This window comes from uncultured Sphingobacterium sp. (genome assembly GCF_964277905.1).
In the GTDB taxonomy this organism is placed as follows: Bacteria; Bacteroidota; Bacteroidia; order Sphingobacteriales; family Sphingobacteriaceae; genus Sphingobacterium; species Sphingobacterium siyangense.
Genome location: NZ_CAXYKD010000047.1, coordinates 23,412 through 44,750, shown reverse-complemented (window position 1 = coordinate 44,750; position 21,339 = coordinate 23,412). Strand labels below are relative to the sequence as shown.

Genomic DNA, 21,339 nt, shown 5'->3' with positions numbered 1-21,339 from the left:
ATGTATGATCTGTTTTTTATTGACAGGTTTTACTTTTAAAGGAGAGGAAAAAGAAGCGAGGGTAAAGCGCGTTATCGATGGCGATACCTTTGTCATTGAAAATGGAACCTCAAAAGGGGAGAAAGTTAGGCTGATAGGGGTAGATGCCCCGGAAACAAGACGGACAGCACGCAAGGAAATCGGTTACTATGGTCAAGAAGCAAAGCAGTACTTAACAGCAATGTTGAATGGAAAAAGTGTTAAGTTAGTCTTTGACATAGGAAAACGGGATCGATATGGAAGACTTCTTGCCTATGTGTATATTGGAAAGAAATTCGTCAATCGGGATTTGGTTGAACAGGGTTATGCAGTATCCTATACGCTAGCACCAAATGTACAATATGCAGATTTATTTGTAAAATTGGAACGTCAGGCTCGTCAGGAGAAACGTGGCCTTTGGAAATAAATGAATTTTGAATCATGATTTTTGTTTTATTAAGTGTCATCTGCAGCGTAACCGTTGCTGTTTTATTAAAATTGGCAAAACAAAATGGAGTCGAAACTAAACAAGTTATTGTTTGGAATTACCCCATGGCGGTTGCGCTGACCTATTTTGTATTGCAACCGGATCTAAAATCGCTCGTATGGGATGCTATGCCGGTTACGCTGTATACGAGTCTGGCGATACTACTTCCAGGGATGTTTGTTTTTATAGCTTTGTCCATTCGCTATAGTGGTTTGGTCAAGACAGAGATTGCACAACGCTTATCGTTGTTTATTCCCCTGCTTGCATCATTTTTCTTCTTTCATGAAAAAATGGAGGGACATAAGATGCTTGGAATAACCCTTGGTTTATTGGCTATCCTATGTTCTATTGGCTGGCAAAAAAATCAGCATAGTAGCTCGATGGGAGATAGTCGTTATAAAGCGCTTTATCCATTATTGGTATTTATCGGTATGGGTATAATTGATATCCTCTTCAAACAGGTCGCCTTGCATGTTAATATACCTTATATCAGTTCCATGTTTATTATCTTTGTGATGGCGATGTTTATTGCAATGGTGCTGTTGCTGTATTTCCTTTTTGTGGAAAAGCAACGTTTTTCAAGGCAAGCTGTGGGATATGGATTGGTTTTGGGAGTATTTAACTTCTGTAACATCCTATTCTATATGAAAGCGCATCGTGCCCTACCAGACAATCCATCAGTCGTATTTACTGGGATGAATATTGGTGTGATCTCATTGGGCGCTCTAATTGGCGTCTTATTTTTTAAAGAAAGGTTATCATTATTGAATTATTTAGGCATAGCGCTTTCTATTGTTTCAGTTTTAATCATAGCATATCTATGAGTTTATTTGAAGATACTTACCGGACTATTGATGCAAAATACGAGGGAATTTTTAGGGATAAGGGCAGTAAATTTATTGCTTATGCTTTTCCATTTAAATCCGAAGACCAATTAAAAGATCTGATCTTGGAAGTGAAAGCGATTCATCCGAAAGCGAGACACCATTGTTGGGCTTATCGTCTCACGCCAGATCGTGCTGTCTTTCGTGTGAATGATGATGGAGAACCGTCAGGGACAGCAGGACGCCCAATTTTGAACGTTCTCCTGTCGATGGATGTCACCAATGTTATCGTGATTGTCGTTCGCTATTTCGGTGGTACATTATTGGGTGTCCCAGGCTTGATTAATGCCTACAAATCAGCAACGCAAGATGCTTTGACCCAAGCAGAAATTATCGAGCGTACAGTGAATGACCATTATGGTATTACCTTCGATTACCTCCATATGAATGATATTATGCGGATCATAAAGGAAGAGGACGTCGAAGTTGAAAAGCAGGAATTTGATAATCAGTGTTATTTGGAGTTTGAAGTCCGAAAAATGCAAGTCAATCGAGTTGTCGATCGGTTTTCCAAAATAGAAGGTTGTCAGTTAACTTATTTATATACGATATGATCAACGAATCGGAATTGATTTTAAACGCAGATGGCAGTATATACCATCTGAATTTGTTGCCGGAAGATCTGGCAAGTACAGTAATTACGGTTGGTGATCCAGACCGTGTAGCGAAAGTCTCGAAACACTTTGATCGTATTGAACTCAAAAAAGGGAAACGTGAGTTTATTACGCATACCGGCTATCTGGGAAATAAACGGTTGACCGTAATCTCAACAGGTATAGGTACTGATAATATAGATATTGTGTTGAATGAACTGGATGCGCTGGCAAATATTGATTTTGCCAATAGAACCGTAAAGACTTCGCTGACTTCATTGGATATTATTCGCATTGGAACTTCTGGAGCGGTACAACAAGATGTTGAGATGGGAACTATTTTGGCCTCTGCGTATGGAATAGGTCTTGATGCATTGATGAACTATTATCAGGGATCTTACGACGGCGAGGAGCAGGCGCTTCAGGTTGAGCTAGCCGAATATTTTTCCGCATTAAACCTAAAGCCCTACGTTGCAAAAGCTGGCGCAAGCCTTCTGGATCGAATAGCCTTTGATTTACCGAAGGGAGTCACCTTGACTGCGCCCGGATTTTATGCTCCGCAGGGAAGGACTGTCCGATCAACTAATACGATTCCCAATTTTATAAACTTGATCAAGTCCTTTCAATATAAAGATCAGCGTTTCACCAATCTGGAAATGGAAACAGCGGGTATTTATGCATTGGCTAACATGTTTGGACATCAGGCTTTATCCATCAATGCAATTTTGGCAAGTCGGGTAGATGGTCGGTTTTCTTCCGCACCTGAAGAAGTTGTGGATAAAGCTATACAGCTCGTTTTGGAGCGTATTTAACCGTTTATCTGCGCCATGCCGGGGAGTCTTTGGTTTTTTCTCAAATGATACAGTCAAAGAGTTGAGAAGAACTAAATAAGGCTATAAATAGAAAAGGAGTTGTTTTTAGACAACTCCTTTTCTATTTGAATCAAATTTAAGCATGATAAACAGTAAAATGGTGAAACTCCATAAGGATGAACCACCGTAACTGATAAAAGGCAGCGGAATCCCGATAACCGGAACAATACCTATTGTCATACCGATATTGATAAATAAGTGAAAAAAGAGGATGGAGGCTACACCGTATGCATATATCCTGGCGAAGGCTGAACGCTGTCGTTCGGCGATATGAATAATGCGTAGCAGTAAGGTGAGATAGATAAGTAATAAGGTAACCGATCCAACAAATCCCCACTCTTCTCCAACGGTGCAGAAAATAAAGTCCGTACTCTGCTCAGGTACAAAGTTGTATTTTGTCTGCGTTCCCTGTAAGTAACCTTTGCCTAGAAGCTGCCCAGATCCAATTGCAATCTTCGACTGATTCAAATTATATCCTTTGCCTTTAGGGTCTTCCATTTTGCCTAGGATAATGTCAATACGGTCGCGTTGATGGGGTTGTAGCACATGTTCATAGACCAAGTCCACACAGAGAATAAATACAGCACAGGCTGCAAAAAGTATACTTAGATTAATAATGTATTTCCTTCTCTTGCGGTAGTTCCACATGACAAGGCCAATGAGCAATGCTAAAATCAAGATAAGTATCCATGGGTTGACCAATAAAGCAAGGACAAAAAGTAAAATGCAAAGACCGCCAAATATAAGTAGCTCATTATTTACATAGCCCTCACGGTAGAATACAAAAATCAACGAAAAGAACGCAAGGGCAGATCCCGTATCGGGTTGTAACATAACCAAAAATACAGGGAATAAGACAATACCGGCTCCCATTGCCAGTGTCTGCATGGTCGGAGCTTTATTACTTTGAGAACTTAAAAAGTTAGCCAAGAGCAGACAGGTTGAAAGTTTTGCAAACTCAGAAGGCTGCAAGCGGAAAAAGCCTAAGTCAATCCATGCCTGATTTCCGCCGACATTTCGCCCTACAACGAGCACGATGACAAGCAGGACTGCTGTTATACCATAAAATATCGGTGAGGCGGAACTGAAAAATTTAGCATCTATGATCAGAATGGATACTCCTAGAATAATTGCGGAAACAAGATATAAAGATTGTTTTCCATAATTGGTTCCTAAGGTAAAGAAATTGGGTAGTTCAGGATTAAATACAGCCGCACGGATATTGAATAAGCCAATTAAGCATAGCGCAAGCCAAAGAGTGATGGTTAGCCAGTCTATCTTTCCAAAGAAACTAGTTTTTTGATTATTCATATCTTCTCTTTATCTCGCTATGGTGAACAATTGTTTCCTTTGGTTTTGTTAAGGCCGCCAGCTGACGTTTCGATTTTAAAGTGTCGGTTTTCGATTTGACTGAGTCCGTTTTTTTTACTTCTTTGGCCTTTGGATCGACAACCTTTTTTGGTGCAGGAAGAAAATTCGCTTTATAAATGCGGTCCTGAATATATTTTGGTGCAGTTATCGTGTCTTTGAGGTATTTCTCAACCATCATACTTGCGATAGGTCCTGCCCAGGTTCCACCGTAACCTGCATTTTCAACAAAGACAGCAATGGCAATTTTAGGGTTTTCTCGAGGCGCAAAAGCAAAGAAAACGGCATGGTTTTCTCCGTGTGGGTTTTGTGCTGTACCTGTTTTTCCGCACATTTCGATGCCGGGGATACGATTGGCCCAAGCGGTACCTTCGGGTGTATTGACAGCATCACTCATCCCTTGGATAACAACAGGGTAATACCGCTCATCCACGCCGGCACTGACTTTTTCGGTGAATTCCTTCTTGGCAATTTTCTGTGCGCCAATACCTTTAATCAAATGGGGTCTGTAATAAAAACCTTTGTTGGCAACGATAGCCATAATATTAGCCATTTGCAAGGGTGTTATACCCATTTCCCCTTGTCCAATAGATAGGGAGATATTGAAACTTGAACGCCATTTATCGTTACCATAGCGTTTGGTATAAAAATCTGACGTAGGTAGTAAACCTGGTTTTTCACCCGGCAGATCAATGCCTAGTTTATGGCCAATTCCAAACTGTGTTACTGCATTGCGCCATAGATCGTAAGCCTTAGGTCCCGAAAGCCCACGTCCGTCGATCATCTTAGCATAGGTAAATCCATAGTAGGTATTACATGATACAGCTACAGATCGCTGTAATGTAGTTGATCCATGATAGTGCGTACAGCCCATCCAACCGCGTCCACCACCATAGCTATATCCATGCGGGCAGAAAAATACCGTATTGCGATCAATAACACCGGCTTGCTGCGCAGTCAGTGCTGAAACAACTTTAAATACAGAGCCTGGGGGGTAAGAGGCTTGAATAGGACGGTTAAAAAGCGGTTTGGTGTCGTCTTTCAATAATTTCATATAATTATTGCCAGATTGTCTGCCGACCATCATGTTTGGATTGTAACTCGGGCTACTTACATACGCCAATATTTCACCTGTTGCAGGTTCAATAGCGACAATGGACCCCAATTTATTTTTCATGAGGTTTTCCCCTAGAATCTGAAGGTCCTTATCCAAAGAGGAAACCAGTCCTTCCCCTGCAACAGCAAGTGTGTCGTATTTCCCCTCCATAAATACCCCTTTCGGGCGGTTCAGTGCATCAACCATTAAGTTGTTGACACCACGTTTTCCGCGAATAAGGTCTTCATAAGAACGTTCTACCCCACTGCGACCAATATAGTCACCACTACGATAAAAGCCATTGGAACGTTCAATATCTTTATCATTTACCTCACTCACATAACCCAAAAATTGAGCCGCTATGCTATCGGGATAACTTCTGATTGTTCTTTTTTGGACATAGAAACCACGAAATTGATATTGGTATTCCTGATATTGGGCCCATGTCCGTACAGAAAGCTGTTTTTCAAAAATGGATGCACGGTAAGGCGAGTGTACTCTTGCCTTTTCCATCCGTTTAATAAAGCCTTCCTTGTCAATGTCTATCAATTTGCAGAACAAAGCGGTGTCGATTTCTTTCACCTCACGTGGAGTAACCATAAGGTCATATACCGGTTCGTTTTGAACTAATACCTTTCCCTTTCGGTCCAATATAACCCCTCTGGCCGGGTACACAATGACCTTGCGCATGACATTGCTGTTTGCGGAATGTATATAGGAATCGTCTATGATCTGTAAATAGAATAAGCGGGCCACCAAGGTCAATGTGATGGCAATAAAGATTCCCGAAACGACGTACTTACGCGCAAAAAAACTGTTCATAGAAATGAATTTCTATCCATCGATCTACTACAACCGATCTTTCTTTTTGTAGAATAATATGCTAAATAATAGCATGATAATTACTGTAAATATACAACTTAAAACTATACTCAATAAGGTGTATTGGATGTGCTGGAAGGAAAAAGATTCCAAGAGATACAAAAATGTATGATGGATCAATGTTCCGAAAAAGATGTAGGAAAAGAACCAGCGAATATTCATGAACCCCAACATCGGGGTGAAAAAAGATTCGCGTTCTTCAACTTCGAGCGTAATTTTCATGAAGAAAATACGGAAGGCGGCCAATGCAACACAGGCTGCGGTATTGACACCAAGGGTATCATAAAATGAATCTACGGTAAGTCCCGTAAGAAATGCGATCAAATACACCAGGAAATTAGGTGTTCCTGTCGGAAGTAAAAAAATAAATAAGATATAAGGAAATGCAGCGACCAGATTGTAATAACCGATATTTTGAAATAGGAAAACTTGCATGCCTATCAAAACGATAAATCGAATAATATTAAATATTAAAATCCTAGCCATTGTCCTTTGTCGATTCTTCTAGTGTCTTTAATTCTTTATTTAACAGGTCTTTTACAACGTAGACATGTTGCAAATTGGAGAAATTGGTGCTCAACAATAATCTAAGATCCAAAAAAGCATCTCCTGAAGAAATACCTGTCTGAATGACCGTTCCGACAAAAATTCCTTTTGGAAAATGTCCTGAATATCCGGAGGTATACACTTTATCTCCTTTGTTGACTTTGATGTGGTTTGGAATTTCCTTGACCATTGCCGCGCGGTAATCCATGCTATTGCCCCATACCAACGAGCCAAAGACCTCGGTGTGGCCCAGTGTAACGGATATACGCGTATCTGGATGCAATAGGGATTGAACTGTCGAGAAGTTGGGGGAAACATTCAATACAATACCAACTACCCCGTTGGGAGCGATAACACCCATACCTCGCTCTATACCGTCTTTACTGCCTTTATCGAGTGTAATCGTATTTGCCTTTTGGTGAATGCTATTGTTGATGACATTCGCAATAATAAATTCGTAACGCCCAAACTCACTGCTATCGATTGCTGGGACAGGACCGATCTTGATGCTGTCAGTTGATCGATAGGCTTGTAAGTCCTTTCTTAATTGTGCATTTTCCTTTGCAAGTGCATCATTAGTCTCCCCGAGGTGCAGATAGCTTTTCCAGGAATTGACCTTTGCATACAGGCCTCCGATGATACTATTTGAAGAATTTAAAACAGAATTACGTTGGAAAGAATTGTTGGTGATCACCAAAAATAACGAGAATCCAAAAAATAGGATAAACCAGAAGAATGCATTGTATCGTCTCAGGAATAACCAAAGGTTTCTCATTTTTTAATGTGGGTATTTAATAAGCAAGCGATATAATAGTTTTGCATATTATATCGCTCTTTAATAAAATATTGTTATTAATTATCGAACGTTATGATTGCATCAAGAATTTAAATCGTCCAATATTTTTAAGTGCAATACCAGTTCCTCTTACGACAGCACGTAATGGATCTTCGGCAATATGTACTGGAAGTTTAGTTTTCGCTTGTATACGACGGTCCAAACCGCGCAATAATGCACCACCACCGGTAAGATAGATACCTGTTTGATAAATATCCGCTGATAATTCTGGTGGGGTGATTTCAAGTGCTTTTAAGATCGCCTCTTCAATTTTTGATATGGACTTATCTAAACAATGCGCTATTTCCGTGTAGGAAACAGTAATTTGCTTCGGAACACCTGTCATCAAATCACGGCCTTGAACAGCAAAATCTGCCGGTGGTTCCTGCAATTCAGGTAGAGCAGCACCCACTTCAATTTTGATTTTTTCAGCCGTACGTTCACCGATCATGATGTTATGTTGTCTTCTGATGTATTGAACGATGTCAGAGTCGAAGTTATCACCAGCAACACGAATGGACTGGTCACATACAATACCCGATAAAGCGATGACAGCAATTTCAGTGGTACCACCACCGATATCGATAATCATATTACCCATTGGTTCTTCCACATCAATTCCGATTCCTACAGCAGCAGCCATGGGTTCGTGAATTAAATAGACTTCTTTGGCACCCGCAATTTCTGCTGAATCGCGAACAGCTCTTTTCTCTACTTCCGTAATACCGGAAGGAATACAAACAACCATACGTAGGGAAGGGAAAAACCAGCTCTTACCATTGTTTACCAATTTCACCATCCCTCTGATCAGGTGTTCAGCTGCTGTAAAATCAGCGATTACTCCATCACGTAAAGGACGTACTGTCTTTATATTGTCGTGTGTTTTACCCTCCATTTGCATGGCCTGGCGACCAATGGCGATCACTTTGTTTGTGGTGCGGTCAAATGCAACAATAGAAGGTTCATCCACTACTACTTTGTCATTATGAATTATTAGGGTATTTGCAGTACCCAAGTCAATCGCAACTTCTTGCGTAAACCAATTAAATAAGCCCATCTGCTAATCCTTAAGCTATTTTAAAATAATATGCAAACCTACACAAAAAAAATTAATCTTTTTGAGGTTATACATCAAAAAAAACTACATTCTGAAAGTAAATTCTATCTGGAAAAAACTGTCTTTAAATTTAACGAATATAATCTGTAATTCTTACGTCCCTGATGAAGTTATTTTTAATTGGATGCAGTGTTAAATAAGAATTAAGCAGGTGTTTTTGAAATCATTGACCGCGAGAAGAAAGAATCCAATCGGGAAAAGGTGGTTTTGACAACTATCTGGAGAGGGCTGTTGTTTTGAAGTGTTTCTACAGTCTGTTATTACATGTTTTTAGCGAGTGGATTAAACAGGTAAAATAGGGGTGAAAAAAACAGCGCCATTATCGTTTGGGATAATGGCGCTGTCGGGGTATTGAAATAGTTTATATAGACTCCTATTGAAAGTTATTGGGCTGTTTCTGCCTGTTGTTCTTCCGGAGTCGGCTCATCATATTTGTGGAAGATCAAACGCACACCACTGTTTTTGGTGAAAAATTTGACCGACCAGTTTACGAATGTGATCAATTTATTTCTGAATCCATAGATGGACATCAAGTGGACAAACATCCAGGTCATCCAGCCAAAGAATCCATTGAAATGAATTTTTCCCATGTCAACGACAGCTTTATTACGACCTACCGTAGCCATGGATCCTTTGTCGAAATAGTTGAATTTCTCTGTTGGTTGATTGGACATTGTTTGAAGAATGTGTTTGGCAACATATGCCCCCTGCTGTTGCGCTACCGGTGCAACACCAGGTAAGCCACGAGGAAGGTCATCTGTGATAAATGCCGAAACATCACCAATGGCATAAACACCTGGCATATCGATAACACGACATTGATCATCTGTCTGTATACGGTTACCACGTTGGATAATCTCCTTTTTGAAACCATTTGGATATTGCCCAGCTACACCTGCTCCCCAGATAACCGTTTTTGTTTCAATGCTTCTGCCATCGGCGAAAGTAATTGAATTGCCATCATATCCTGTTACCTGAACATTCAATAATACTTCTACACCTAAATCTTTGAGGTACTTTTCTGAATCTTTAGAAGATTTTTCAGATAAGTTAGCCAATACTTTTGGAAGTCCTTCAACCAGGTAAACCGACATCTCAGATTTTTTCAATTCTGGATAATCCTTCTCAAGAACATTGTTTTTGATCTCTGCGATTGCCCCCGAAAGTTCTACACCTGTTGGACCACCCCCAACAATTACAAAATTCAAATTAGCTTTACGATCAGCAGGGTTTTCTATACGTACTGCTTCTTCGAGGTTCTGTAAAACATAGCTTCGAATATTTAATGCTTCTTGTATGTTTTTCATCGGCAAAGCATATTTTGTGATTTGTTGATTGCCGAAGAAGTTCGTCGTAGCACCTGTAGCAACAATTAAATAATCATAGTCAAAATCGCCAACATCTGTTCTTACAATCTTAGCCTCGTTGTCAACGCTTTTTACGTCAGCAAGTCTAAAATGAAAGTTGTCTTGGCCTTTGAACATTTTGCGGACAGGGAAGGAGATAGAGTCAGCTGAAAGAGTACCCGTGGCAACTTGGTACATCAATGGTTGAAAAGTATGGAAGTTATTTCTGTCCAGCAACAGAACTTCAACTTCCTTATTTTTAAGCTTTTTAGCAACTTCAATTCCTCCAAATCCAGCACCAATAATGATTACTCTTGGGAATTTTCTATTTGAACTATTGCTTGGCATATTTTTAATAGTTTGTTGTAAAAATTCGGTACAATCGAATTAAGCTGCAAATATCTTAAATTTTGACTCAAAAAGCTAAAAAATATTTATTTATTGTGCTGATATGTTGTGAATTTTATTGTTAAGTAGCTAATTCTTTCAATAATATGTTTTGTACTCATTTGATTTTTAGTTCTTTATGGTAGATATTGCTATCTCAAAAAAAAATCGATTAATAGTGTTATCATTGTGTATTTTATACACAATGATAACACTATTGTAGCGCGCCTTTTATCTTGATTTTCATACCGTTGTTGCTATTCTGCAGATAAAGCTGACAGGCAAGGCGGCTTTGATCATCGGCATCCGGAAGCGTGTCCAGCATGTCGAGTTCCTGATCACTCGCTGAAGGAAGCGTATCCAGGCCTTCGACAACTTCGACATGACAGGTGGCGCACAGCGCCATACCTCCACAAGTGGCCAGAATTTCATATTCGGATGCCTTTAAAATCTCCATGAGTGAAAGATTGATATCGGTAGGAACTTCCAGCGTATTTTCGGTCCCATCACGATCAATAACAGTGACTTGAATTAAATTATCGTCCATGGCTAGAATGTATTTATACCGTTTACAGTGGTGTATTTGAATGTCAATTTTTGATCTGGGTAGACAAATTTAAAAGCACTCTGACACATCAGGGCAGCCTCATGGTACCCACAGAGAATGAGTTTCAGTTTGCCTGGATAGGTGTTGATATCTCCAATAGCATAGATCCGCTCAATATTGGTTGAGTAATCAAACGTATTGACCTCTATGGCATTTTTATCGATATTTAATCCCCAATCTGCGATTGGACCAAGCTTCGGCGTAAGACCATATAAAGGAATAAAATAGTCTGCATCTGTTGCCGTGACTTCTTTTTCTTTATTTGTTGTTTCAACATGGGACAAGTAGTCATTGCCATGAATATTGGTCAGATTGTGGGACAATAATAAGTTGATCTTACCTTGTTGGGCCAATTTGAAAACCTTTTCAGCCGAGTCTGGAGCGCCTCTGAAGGAGTCACTTCGGTGGATTAAAGTGACCTGTTGCGCAATATCTGCGAGATGGAAGGTCCAATCGAGCGCGGAATCACCGCCACCGGCAATGACGATTTTTTTATCCCGGTACTTGGCTGGGTCCTTTACCATATAATCTACGCCTTTTCCTTCAAAGAGGTGAAGATTTGGAATTTCGGGCTTGCGCGGTTCAAAGCAACCTAAGCCCCCAGCGATGACAATGACCTGTGTATGAACCGCCGTATGATCATTGGTTTCTACAATAAAAGAACCGTCGTCCTGTTTTGTTATATGTTCCACACGCTCGCCTAAGGTGAATGTGGGGTCAAAGGGTTTAATCTGTTCAAGTTGTTTATCGATCAACTCCTGCGCAGTGATACTTGGATAACCAGGAATGTCGTAGATAGGCTTATGGGGGTAAATCTCCGAAAGTTGACCGCCCACTTGGGGTAACACATCAATCAAATGGCAGCGCATTTTTAAAAGCCCAGCTTCAAAAACTGCGAATAGGCCAACAGGTCCTGCTCCGATGATACAGATATCCGTATTTATCATAGCTATTCTATATTTAAATTGTTATATATTGTATTCAAAATTCTTGTGAAAGCTTCGAAATCTTCGTCCGCTAGATTTTCCCAGGCCTTCATACGAATCTCCGTAACAATTGGCGTAAGCGATGCTACTTTCAATTTTCCTTCTTCTGTCAAATGGAGGTATAGACTCCGACGGTCTGTTTCGTCAGTGATCCGCTCAGCCAGATTCTTTTTAAGAAGGATATCTACGATCCGTGTCAGTGTGGGCTGGTCTTTTCCGCAGCGCTTTGCCAGTTCTTTTTGTGAAAGTTGATCTGTTTCGTATAAAGCCTTTAAAACGGTCCATTGGTCTACAGTAATATCAAATCCTTTCTCGGCAAAAGAAGATTGGGCGAACTGTTTTACTTTCTTGGCTGTTTGGTCCAAGATGAAGGAGTAGCGGTCAAATTTTTCGTTTAGCATACAAATATTTAGTACAACAAATATATTTAAAATATTTAGTGTGACAAGTAATTTGAATGCAATAAAAAAGGGCGTTCGAATGAACGCCCTTTTTTATTTTATCGATATCAGCTATTAAGGTCTTACGACTTCAGCTTTTTTAGCAGTATTACCTTCTGCCAAATGCTTTCCTTTACGTAAGTCATATACTGAAGGTGCAGCTAAGATAATAGATGAATATGTACCTACGATAACACCGATTAAGATCGCGAATGAGAATCCACGGATAACTTCACCACCAAAGATAAACAATACAGCAAGAACAAACACGATTGTCAATGATGTAATAATTGTTCTACTTAATGTCGAGTTGATCGCATGGTTTACGACATCGCCAAGATCTTCATTATGTGCATTTGGTTTCGATACGAATTCACGTAAACGGTCAAATACAACCACTGTATCATTCACCGAGTAAGCAATTACGGTTAATATTGCTGCTACAAAGTGTTGGTCAATATCAAGTGAGAATGGTACGATACCATCCAAGATAGAGAATAATCCCAATAAAATGATCGCATCGTGAATTGTTGCAATAGCTGCTCCAACTGAATATTCCCATTTATGGAAACGGATCAAGATGTAAGCTGCAACAATAATGATAGAGAAAATTGCTGAGCTGGTTGCTCTAGATTTGATGTCGGTAGCGATACTTGGTCCAACTTTTTGAGACGAAAGAATCTCATGTTTATTGGAAGCATCTACTTTCGATAGACCTTGGTTTAATTTGTCTAATACTTCTTTATCAGCAGTGTCCGAAGTTTCTTCAATATGGTAAGTTGTTGTAATACGCAATTGATTGGCTGCACCGAATACTTTTACCTCTGTTGTTTTCTTGAAGATATCATCCAAGTTTGTACGTACAGCTTCTAAGTCCACAGGTTTATCATAACGAACAGTATAAGTACGTCCACCTTGGAAATCCACACCTAAACTGAATCCTTTTGTGAAAATTGATGCAGCGGAAATTAACACAGCAACGATTGAAATCGCGTAAAAGATTTTACGTTTCTGCACGAATTTGAAGTTTGCGTTATGCAAAGTGTTTGCAGACCAAGGGAAAGAGACTTTGATTTTGAAATCTTTCGCCAACATCCATTCAAAGATAACACGTGTAACTAAGATCGCAGTAAACAATGAAGTAATAATACCCACCATTAACGTTGTTGCGAAACCTAAGATCGGACCACTACCAAATAAAAATAGGATAATACCAATTAAGAAGGTTGTGATCTGCGAATCCAGGATGGACGGTAAAGCATGTTTGTAACCATCGGCAACAGCCTGACGGATCGATTTTCCTAAGCCCAGTTCTTCACGGATACGTTCATAAATCAAAACGTTTGCATCGACAGCAGTACCCATTGTCAATACGATACCGGCAATACCTGGTAGGGTCAGTACAGCATTTAAGGATGCCAATACCCCCATAATGATAAATACGTTTAACAATACCGCGATGTTTGCTACGATACCCGCCGTATTGTAGTAAGCGATCATAAAGATCATTACCACGATAATACCGATAACAGCAGAGTTTACACCGGCATCGATGGCAGCCTGACCCAAAGTAGGACCCACAACAGCTTCTTCAACGATTTTAGCCGTTGTAGGAAGACGACCTGCCTTCAGTACGTTCGCCAAATCTTTGGTATCTTCTACCGTAAAGGATCCAGAGATTGATGAGCTACCATTTGGAATTTCACCGTTTACAGAAGGAGCAGAATAAACCACATTATCAAGAACGATAGCAATCGCATCTCTGTTTTGAGCTGCTTTTGCTGTAATTTTCTTCCATTGATGAGCACCTTCACTGTTCATTTGCATACCAACCACAGGTTGATTTTTCTCATCAAAGTTTGCTGTTGCGTCGGTGATCACATCACCCGTCAATACAGCACCATTGTCCTGTCCAGACCCTTTAATTGCGTATAATGATAGTTGCTCAGGTGTTTTTTGCTCTGGTTTAACAGCCCATAAAAGCTTTAAGTTTCCAGGAAGGATTGATTTCACCTCAGGACGTTGCAAGTAAGCATTTACTTTTGCCGTATCTTTTAATGAAGCAATACCTACCAATGGGCCTGGGCCAAGTGTTGGCTGCTGGTTTTCGTTTAGATATGCGTTTGCTCTTAAAATTTCAAATAATGGATTTTTCTGACCTAGATTGACAGCAGCACTGTCTTTCTTTGCATCTTTTTTACCACCAGTTAGATTAGACAATAAATCATCTGATTTTTTGCTTGTATCTGCTGCAGCATTTGTCGTAGCAGCTGGAGCAGCTTTTAACGTTGATGCTAAAGTTTTATCAATATTTTCCAGTATTGGATAAACTTCCTGGTTTGTATATGTTTCGTAGAATTCCAATTTAGCCGAACCTTGTAATAGGTTACGAACACGGCTTTCATCTTTCACACCAGGTAATTCGATCAAAATACGGTTTGTACCTTGTTGAATTTGAATGTTTGGAGATGCAACGCCAAATTTATCGATACGTGTACGAAGTACTTTGTATGAATTTTGGATGGCATTGTCTGCTTCTTTTTGAAGGAATGATTCAACTTTGGAGTCTGAATCACCAGGTTTAATTAGAGCAGCGTTATCTTTTGTTGAAAAGAATGTCGAAAGTGGAGTTGTAGCACCGATGGATTTGTACTCTTCCATAAATAAAGCAACGACTGTTTTTGCACTCGTTTTGCTTTTTGCTACTGCTTGCTCCAACGCTTTGTTGAATTTCTCATCTTTTGGATTGTTCGCCAAATTGCGGATCAATTCGTCCAATGAGATTTCCATGGTCACGTTCATACCACCTTTCAAATCCAATCCCAAAGCGAGTTCATTTGCTTTGGCTTCCCGATAGGTGTATTTTGCAAAACCTAAATTGTACACTACTTCACCGGCCATTGAGTCGAGGTAGCTTTTCTCTTTCGCCAAGTCTCCTTTGGCAAAATTCTCAGCATCTCGCTCCACATTGCGGGTCACCCAAGTAAATGATAGGGAGTATAGACACGCTAATGACACCACTATCACTAAAAGTTTAATCAGCCCTTTACCTTGCATCGTCTGTTATAATTGTATTAATTTTAATGTTAAATACTGTTTATGTAATTGATAATTAGTTCTCGTTTAATCACATTTTACCAAGAATGGCAAAGGTATAAAATTTTTGTAGAATGAAAAGTTTTATTTACGCCAATCAGGTCAACGGCATAAAAATAGGAGAATTGAAGAAAAAAAGAAATATTTATTGATTTTATTTATAAAAAAAGGCCCTGCTCAAAATAGAGAAGGACCTTTTATACTGTTTAGTTGTTTTATATTATTTCAATGTGTATTTGATACCAAACGAGAATGTTGAAGCATCAAAATCACTGTTGTGGTTCAATCTCCAGTCAGGTTTCCAGTCTGCGTGGAACGCAATCGGAGCAACTGGAATTTTAAATTCCAAACCTAATTGCGGGCGTAATGCAACGTTTGTAATGTTATCACCTACGTCAATAAAAGTCAATTGTGCACCAACACCTGCATACCATCCCAAACCATTAACGCCTTGGAAAGGTCTTGCATATTGGTAATCCGCACCAACAGCAACAACATGGTCGTCAAACATCACTTGTGCTTGCCCCATGTTGGCACCACCAAAAGATTGCTTATATTGAACACCCCATAAGTCAGTTGTTGTACCATCGAATACAACACCTATCGCTGATCTAAATGGAGACTGAGCTTTCGCTTCCTGTGCGCCAAATGCTAATGCTGCGACGGCAGCTAATGAGAGTAATGTCTTTTTCATAATTATCTTATCTTTATATTTTCATTAATTAAAATAACTTTTCGTGTTACCAAAAGCAAATAGCCTGCCAAAAAATGATAAAGGCCGGGACGTACTCTACGTGAATGCTTAATTCATAACGTTTCTAATTTGTCTTCCGATTGTAATTTGTATCTTTTATTTTTTATTATTGCTTATTTTTCTTAAATTTGCCTGGCAAATAGAAAACCCAATACATATTTGCCATGCAATTAGATCCACAAAAATTCGTAGCAGAAGGTCTCACTTACGACGACGTCTTATTAATTCCAGCTTATTCTGAGATTTTACCCCGTGACGTTGATACGAGCACTTCGCTAACAAAAAAAATCAAATTAAATATTCCATTGGTTTCTGCAGCAATGGATACGGTAACCGGTGCTGATTTGGCGATTGCGATTGCTCAAGCTGGCGGTATTGGTATGTTGCATAAGAACATGACGATTGCAGAACAAGCCGCTGAAGTACGCAAAGTAAAACGTTCGGAGAGCGGTATGATTCAGGATCCAGTAACGTTATTGGCAACAGCAACTGTGGGTGATGCCTTCAATATTATGAAGGAGCACAAAATCGGTGGAATTCCTGTTGTGAACGAAAAAGGTCAATTGGTTGGTATTGTAACGAATCGTGATCTTCGTTTCCAAAAAGATATGAGCCGTCCAATCAACGAATTGATGACTAAGGAGAATCTTGTTGTCGCTCCCGAGGGAACGGATTTGGTGAAAGCGGAAGAGATTCTTCAAAACGAAAAAATCGAAAAACTTCCTGTAGTTAATGAAGAAGGTATTTTGAAAGGCTTGATTACCTTTAAAGATATCCAAAAATATAAACATTATCCCAATGCTGCCAAAGATAGCCATGGCCGTTTATTGGTTGGTGCGGCAGTAGGTGTTACACCAGATACCCTTGACCGCGTTGAGGCTTTGGTGAAAGCAGGTGTGGATGTGGTTACAATCGATACGGCACACGGGCATTCTAAAGGTGTAATCGATAAGTTGAAATTGGTGAAATCGCAGTTCCCTGAGCTACAGGTAATCGTTGGAAATATTGCGACAGGTGCTGCAGCAACAGCTTTGGCTGAAGCAGGTGCAGATGCCGTAAAAGTAGGTATCGGACCAGGCTCAATTTGTACAACCCGTATTATTGCTGGTGTTGGTGTTCCTCAGCTTTATGCTGTATATGAAGTTGCCAAAGCACTTAAAGGAACTGGTGTGCCATTGATCGCAGATGGTGGTATCAAACAAACCGGTGATATTGCAAAAGCAATTGCAGCCGGAGCAAGCACAATTATGGCTGGCTCTTTATTCGCTGGTGTGGAAGAAGCTCCAGGTGAAACAATTATCTATGAGGGACGTAAGTTTAAATCTTACCGCGGTATGGGCTCAATCGAAGCCATGGAAAAAGGATCTAAAGATCGTTATTTCCAAGACGTAGAAGATGATATCAAAAAATTGGTTCCTGAAGGTATCGTTGGGCGTGTTCCTTACAAAGGTACATTGGCTGAGGTCGTTTATCAATATATTGGCGGATTACGCGCTTCTATGGGATACTGCGGTGCTGCGACAATTGAAAAATTACAGGAAGCACAATTTGTCCGTATTACAGGAGCAGGGTTGAGAGAGTCCCATCCACATAATATTTCCATTACGAAGGAAGCACCGAATTATAACAGCAGAGGCTAGATGTTGCTTGGATGATATAAAAACCGATAATCTTGATTATCGGTTTTTTTTGTGTAAAAATATTAGCAAGATAGCCCCAGTGATCAATAGGAAATTTGTACTTTTATACCCTATTCTCAGGTTTTAAAATTTAAGGAGTTAATTTGGATTATTTAGCGGGTTTAAACCCTTCACAACGAGGAGCCGTAGAGCAAACAGAAGGTCCTGTGATGATTGTTGCGGGAGCTGGTTCAGGAAAAACACGGGTAATTACCTATCGTGTAGCACACTTGATTCGAAAAGGTGTTGATCCATTCAATATCTTGGTATTAACATTTACCAACAAGGCCGCCAAAGAGATGCGCGCACGTATCGTTTCTGTTGTTGGAAGCGAAGCGAAAAATATTTGGATGGGAACATTCCACTCGGTATTCGCAAAGATACTCCGTGTCGAAGCAGAATTGATCGGTTATCCCAGAAACTTTACCATCTACGATACGGACGATACCAAAAGTTTGTTGCGTGCCATTTTAAAGGAAATGAATCTCGATGATAAGCTGTATAATGTCAATCATGTGTATGGACGTATCTCACAGGCAAAAAACAACTTGATCTCACCGCAGGAATATAATAAGAATGAAGCCATACTGGCCGAAGATATTTCCAATGGTCGTGGTCAATTGGGGCAGATTTATATGACCTATGCACAACGCTGTTACCGTGCTGGAGCAATGGATTTTGATGACCTCTTGTTTAAAACAAATGTCTTGTTAAACAAGCATCCAGAGGTATTGCATAAATATCAGCATCAATTTCGCTATCTGATGGTCGATGAGTACCAGGATACCAACTTCTCCCAATACCTTATTGTCAAACGCCTGGCAGCAGTCAACGAAAATATCTGCGTGGTTGGTGATGATGCACAATCGATCTATGCATTTCGTGGTGCAAATATTCAGAATATCCTGAATTTCCAAAAGGATTATCCAGATGTGAAGATCTTTAAACTGGAGCAGAATTATCGATCGACTAAGATGATCGTGAATGCGGCCAATTCGGTGATTGCGAATAATCAGAATCAATTGGAAAAAAATGTTTTCTCGGATAATGAAGAGGGCGAAAAGATCAAGGTTTCACGTGCTTTCTCTGACAATGAGGAAGGTAAGATCGTTGCTGACCAGATCATCGAAGAGAAATCGTTAAAAGGACTTAATTATAAAGATTTTGCTATTTTGTATCGTACCAACGCCCAATCCAGGGCAATGGAGGAGGCCTTACGCAAAATTAATATTCCCTATAAAATATACGGTGGTACTTCTTTCTATCAACGGAAAGAAATTAAAGATCTGATTGCGTATTTCAGACTCACCTTTAACCCAAATGATGAGGAAGCACTAAAGCGTGTTATCAATTATCCACGTAGAGGGATCGGGGATACGACGATAGAGAAGATCATGATTGCTGCAGATCAGAATCAATACCGTATATGGGATGTTGTTGCAAATGCAGCCCAGTTTCTAGACGGACGTAGTGCAACTTCTGTCGGTGGTTTTGCACAGATGATACAGAGTTTTCAGGCTCTTGCCAAAAACAATAACGCATTTGATACGGCAATGCATATTGCGCAGCACTGTGGTATTCTGAAAGAATTGTATGAAGACAAATCGGTAGAGGGGTTGGCGCGTTACGAAAATATCCAGGAACTCCTCAATGGTATCAAGGAATTTTCGGAACGGGAAGATATCGAAGAGCGTGGACTTGATGTCTATATGCAGGATATCGCCCTGTTGACAAACGACGATAATGATAAAGATCCAAATGCTGATACTGTATCATTGATGACCATTCACTCTTCCAAAGGACTGGAATTTCCGATTGTTTTCATTGTAGGCTTAGAAGAAAACCTATTTCCTTCCCAGTTGTCGTTGAATTCCAGGTCGGAATTGGAAGAGGAACGAAGACTTTTTTATGTCGCTGTTACGAGAGCTGAAAAAAAATTACTACTTTCGTATGCTACTTCGCGATATCGTTGGGGAACGCTGAATAACTGCGAACCCAGTCGCTTCTTGGATGAATTGAATCCTGCATGTCTTGCATTGGATTTTAAACCACGACAAACTTCTGCCTCAGCCGGAAGTTTTCAAGGCGAACGAATTGCATGGCAACAAAAGGATAGTGATGATACGTTTTCTAAACCTAAGCCTAAGCCGATGGTTAAAACGACATCAATACTACCGAAAGCCCACAAACCTACTGCGGGTTTTGCTCCTTCAGATACATCAAATCTTCAAGTCGGCATGGAAGTTGAACATGAACGTTTTGGATTTGGGAAAGTAGTTAATCTCGAAGGAAACAAAGGAGATATAAAAGCAACTATTTTCTTTAAAGAGTTGGGACAGAAACAATTGTTGCTTAAATTTGCAAAACTTAGAATAATTCAATAATAAAATACCAAAACGGCATCTTGATCGTTTAATTAGGTACTTATATTAGCTATATGAACTTTGACTACAACAGCACTAGACCAAAATTGATCCTTGCAGAATATGGTCGCAATGTGCAAAATATGGTAGATTACATCTGTACTTTACCCACAAAGGAAGAAAGAAATAAACATGCGCAGATTGTAATCGATATGATGGGGGTATTGAACCCACATTTGAGAGACGTGTCTGATTTTAAACATAAACTGTGGGATCACCTACAGATTATCTCTGATTTTAAATTGGATATTGACTCACCTTATCCAATTGCTACAGCGAAAAGTGTGAAACACGAAGTTGAGCATTTGGGCTATCCGCAGCATTCCATTAGATTCAAGCACTATGGTTTTACCGTAGAGAAAATGATTGAAAAGGCTTTATTGGCTAATGACGAGGCTAAAAGAGAGCAGATGGTTATTGGTATCGCCAATTTTATGAAAATGGCTTACCTGACCTGGAATAAGGATTCTGTTTCGGATGAGTTGATCATCCAGGATCTCAAAGAGTTGTCAGGTTATCAATTGACCTTACCAGAAGGTACTGTATTGACCAAACTTGACTTTAAAACTCCGCCTCCAGGAAATCGCGTTAAAGGTCCGGCTAATAGTAACTCAGGCGGAAATAATAACAATAACAATAATAATAATTCCGGTCACCAGTCGAAAGGTGGAGGCAAGCCTCGTATGACAAGTAACAACAACAATAATACGAAGCGCAATAACTACGGGAGCAATAACAACAGCTACAGTAGGGATAACAATAACAACAGCTACGGTAGGGACAACAATAACAACAATAACAGAAACAGAAAGCCGCAGGGTAATTATAATAATAAACGAGGCTAGTTCTTAAAGATTTTGTTTAAAGAAGCAGGCAATTGCGAAGTGATTAACAGATTTCTTTACAATTGCCTTCTTTTTTTA

Annotated in this window: 18 protein-coding genes; 7 read left to right on the top strand and 11 right to left on the bottom strand. The window is 39.8% G+C overall.

Annotated elements, in window-relative coordinates; genetic code table 11:
* The 4 genes from ACHWSC_RS21835 to ACHWSC_RS21820 all read left to right on the top strand — a co-directional run.
* Positions 1–445, top strand: a 445-nt coding sequence (locus ACHWSC_RS21835; protein WP_394678162.1) for a thermonuclease family protein, incomplete at its 5' end; no start/stop codon positions are given.
* Between the two features lie 14 nt (positions 446–459).
* Positions 460–1,329 (top strand): EamA family transporter, encoded by an 870-nt coding sequence (locus tag ACHWSC_RS21830; protein WP_120333376.1) that lies wholly within the window; start codon positions 460–462, stop codon positions 1,327–1,329.
* Positions 1,326–1,943, top strand: a complete 618-nt coding sequence (locus ACHWSC_RS21825) for an IMPACT family protein (RefSeq protein ID WP_394678161.1) — start codon at positions 1,326–1,328, stop codon at positions 1,941–1,943. Before ACHWSC_RS21830 ends, ACHWSC_RS21825 begins: the two co-directional genes overlap by 4 nt.
* A complete protein-coding gene (locus ACHWSC_RS21820; RefSeq protein WP_394678160.1) occupies positions 1,940–2,794 on the top strand; it encodes a nucleoside phosphorylase in 855 nt (284 codons plus the stop codon). Before ACHWSC_RS21825 ends, ACHWSC_RS21820 begins: the two co-directional genes overlap by 4 nt.
* Before the next feature lie 105 nt (positions 2,795–2,899).
* Here the strand turns inward: ACHWSC_RS21820 and rodA are convergent, their stop codons facing one another.
* From rodA to ACHWSC_RS21765, 11 genes are all read right to left on the bottom strand, one after another.
* Complete coding sequence (gene rodA / locus ACHWSC_RS21815) at positions 2,900–4,165, bottom strand: rod shape-determining protein RodA (RefSeq protein WP_313187295.1); 1,266 nt, start codon at positions 4,163–4,165, stop codon at positions 2,900–2,902.
* A complete protein-coding gene (mrdA, locus tag ACHWSC_RS21810; protein WP_120333379.1) occupies positions 4,158–6,140 on the bottom strand; it encodes a penicillin-binding protein 2 in 1,983 nt (660 codons plus the stop codon). Before mrdA ends, rodA begins: the two co-directional genes overlap by 8 nt.
* Positions 6,141–6,167: 27 nt before the next feature.
* Positions 6,168–6,686, bottom strand: coding sequence for a hypothetical protein (locus tag ACHWSC_RS21805; RefSeq protein ID WP_046671817.1), 519 nt, complete (start codon positions 6,684–6,686; stop codon positions 6,168–6,170).
* Positions 6,679–7,521 carry a rod shape-determining protein MreC gene (gene mreC / locus ACHWSC_RS21800; protein WP_075993981.1) on the bottom strand — a complete coding sequence of 281 codons (843 nt, stop codon included), beginning with the start codon at positions 7,519–7,521 and terminating at the stop codon, positions 6,679–6,681. Before mreC ends, ACHWSC_RS21805 begins: the two co-directional genes overlap by 8 nt.
* A 91-nt stretch (positions 7,522–7,612) precedes the next feature.
* Complete coding sequence (locus ACHWSC_RS21795) at positions 7,613–8,638, bottom strand: rod shape-determining protein (RefSeq protein ID WP_046671815.1); 1,026 nt, start codon at positions 8,636–8,638, stop codon at positions 7,613–7,615.
* A 443-nt stretch (positions 8,639–9,081) separates the two neighbouring features.
* The gene (locus ACHWSC_RS21790; protein WP_088162765.1) at positions 9,082–10,392 is read right to left on the bottom strand and encodes an NAD(P)/FAD-dependent oxidoreductase; all 1,311 of its coding nucleotides are present in this window, start codon (positions 10,390–10,392) and stop codon (positions 9,082–9,084) included.
* A gap of 253 nt (positions 10,393–10,645) precedes the next feature.
* Entirely contained in the window at positions 10,646–10,978 is a 333-nt protein-coding gene (locus tag ACHWSC_RS21785) for a 2Fe-2S iron-sulfur cluster-binding protein (protein WP_120333380.1), read from the bottom strand.
* Between the two features lie 2 nt (positions 10,979–10,980).
* Positions 10,981–11,985 carry an NAD(P)/FAD-dependent oxidoreductase gene (locus ACHWSC_RS21780; protein ID WP_394678159.1) on the bottom strand — a complete coding sequence of 335 codons (1,005 nt, stop codon included), beginning with the start codon at positions 11,983–11,985 and terminating at the stop codon, positions 10,981–10,983.
* 2 nt (positions 11,986–11,987) lie between these two features.
* Positions 11,988–12,425: a MarR family winged helix-turn-helix transcriptional regulator gene (locus ACHWSC_RS21775; protein WP_075993977.1), complete on the bottom strand. Its 438-nt coding sequence runs from the start codon at positions 12,423–12,425 to the stop codon at positions 11,988–11,990.
* A 114-nt stretch (positions 12,426–12,539) separates the two neighbouring features.
* Positions 12,540–15,521, bottom strand: coding sequence for a protein translocase subunit SecDF (secDF, locus tag ACHWSC_RS21770; protein WP_394678158.1), 2,982 nt, complete (start codon positions 15,519–15,521; stop codon positions 12,540–12,542).
* A 259-nt stretch (positions 15,522–15,780) separates the two neighbouring features.
* Complete coding sequence (locus ACHWSC_RS21765) at positions 15,781–16,254, bottom strand: hypothetical protein (protein WP_070565992.1); 474 nt, start codon at positions 16,252–16,254, stop codon at positions 15,781–15,783.
* A gap of 224 nt (positions 16,255–16,478) precedes the next feature.
* On the opposite strand from ACHWSC_RS21765, the gene guaB reads away from it, so the two are divergent.
* From guaB to ACHWSC_RS21750, 3 genes are all read left to right on the top strand, one after another.
* Positions 16,479–17,954: an IMP dehydrogenase gene (gene guaB / locus ACHWSC_RS21760; protein WP_075993975.1), complete on the top strand. Its 1,476-nt coding sequence runs from the start codon at positions 16,479–16,481 to the stop codon at positions 17,952–17,954.
* A 143-nt stretch (positions 17,955–18,097) separates the two neighbouring features.
* Entirely contained in the window at positions 18,098–20,377 is a 2,280-nt protein-coding gene (locus ACHWSC_RS21755; protein ID WP_070565989.1) for an ATP-dependent helicase, read from the top strand.
* Between the two features lie 53 nt (positions 20,378–20,430).
* A complete protein-coding gene (locus ACHWSC_RS21750) occupies positions 20,431–21,261 on the top strand; it encodes a DUF4290 domain-containing protein (protein ID WP_070565986.1) in 831 nt (276 codons plus the stop codon).
* The last annotated feature ends 78 nt before the right edge of the window (positions 21,262–21,339 follow it).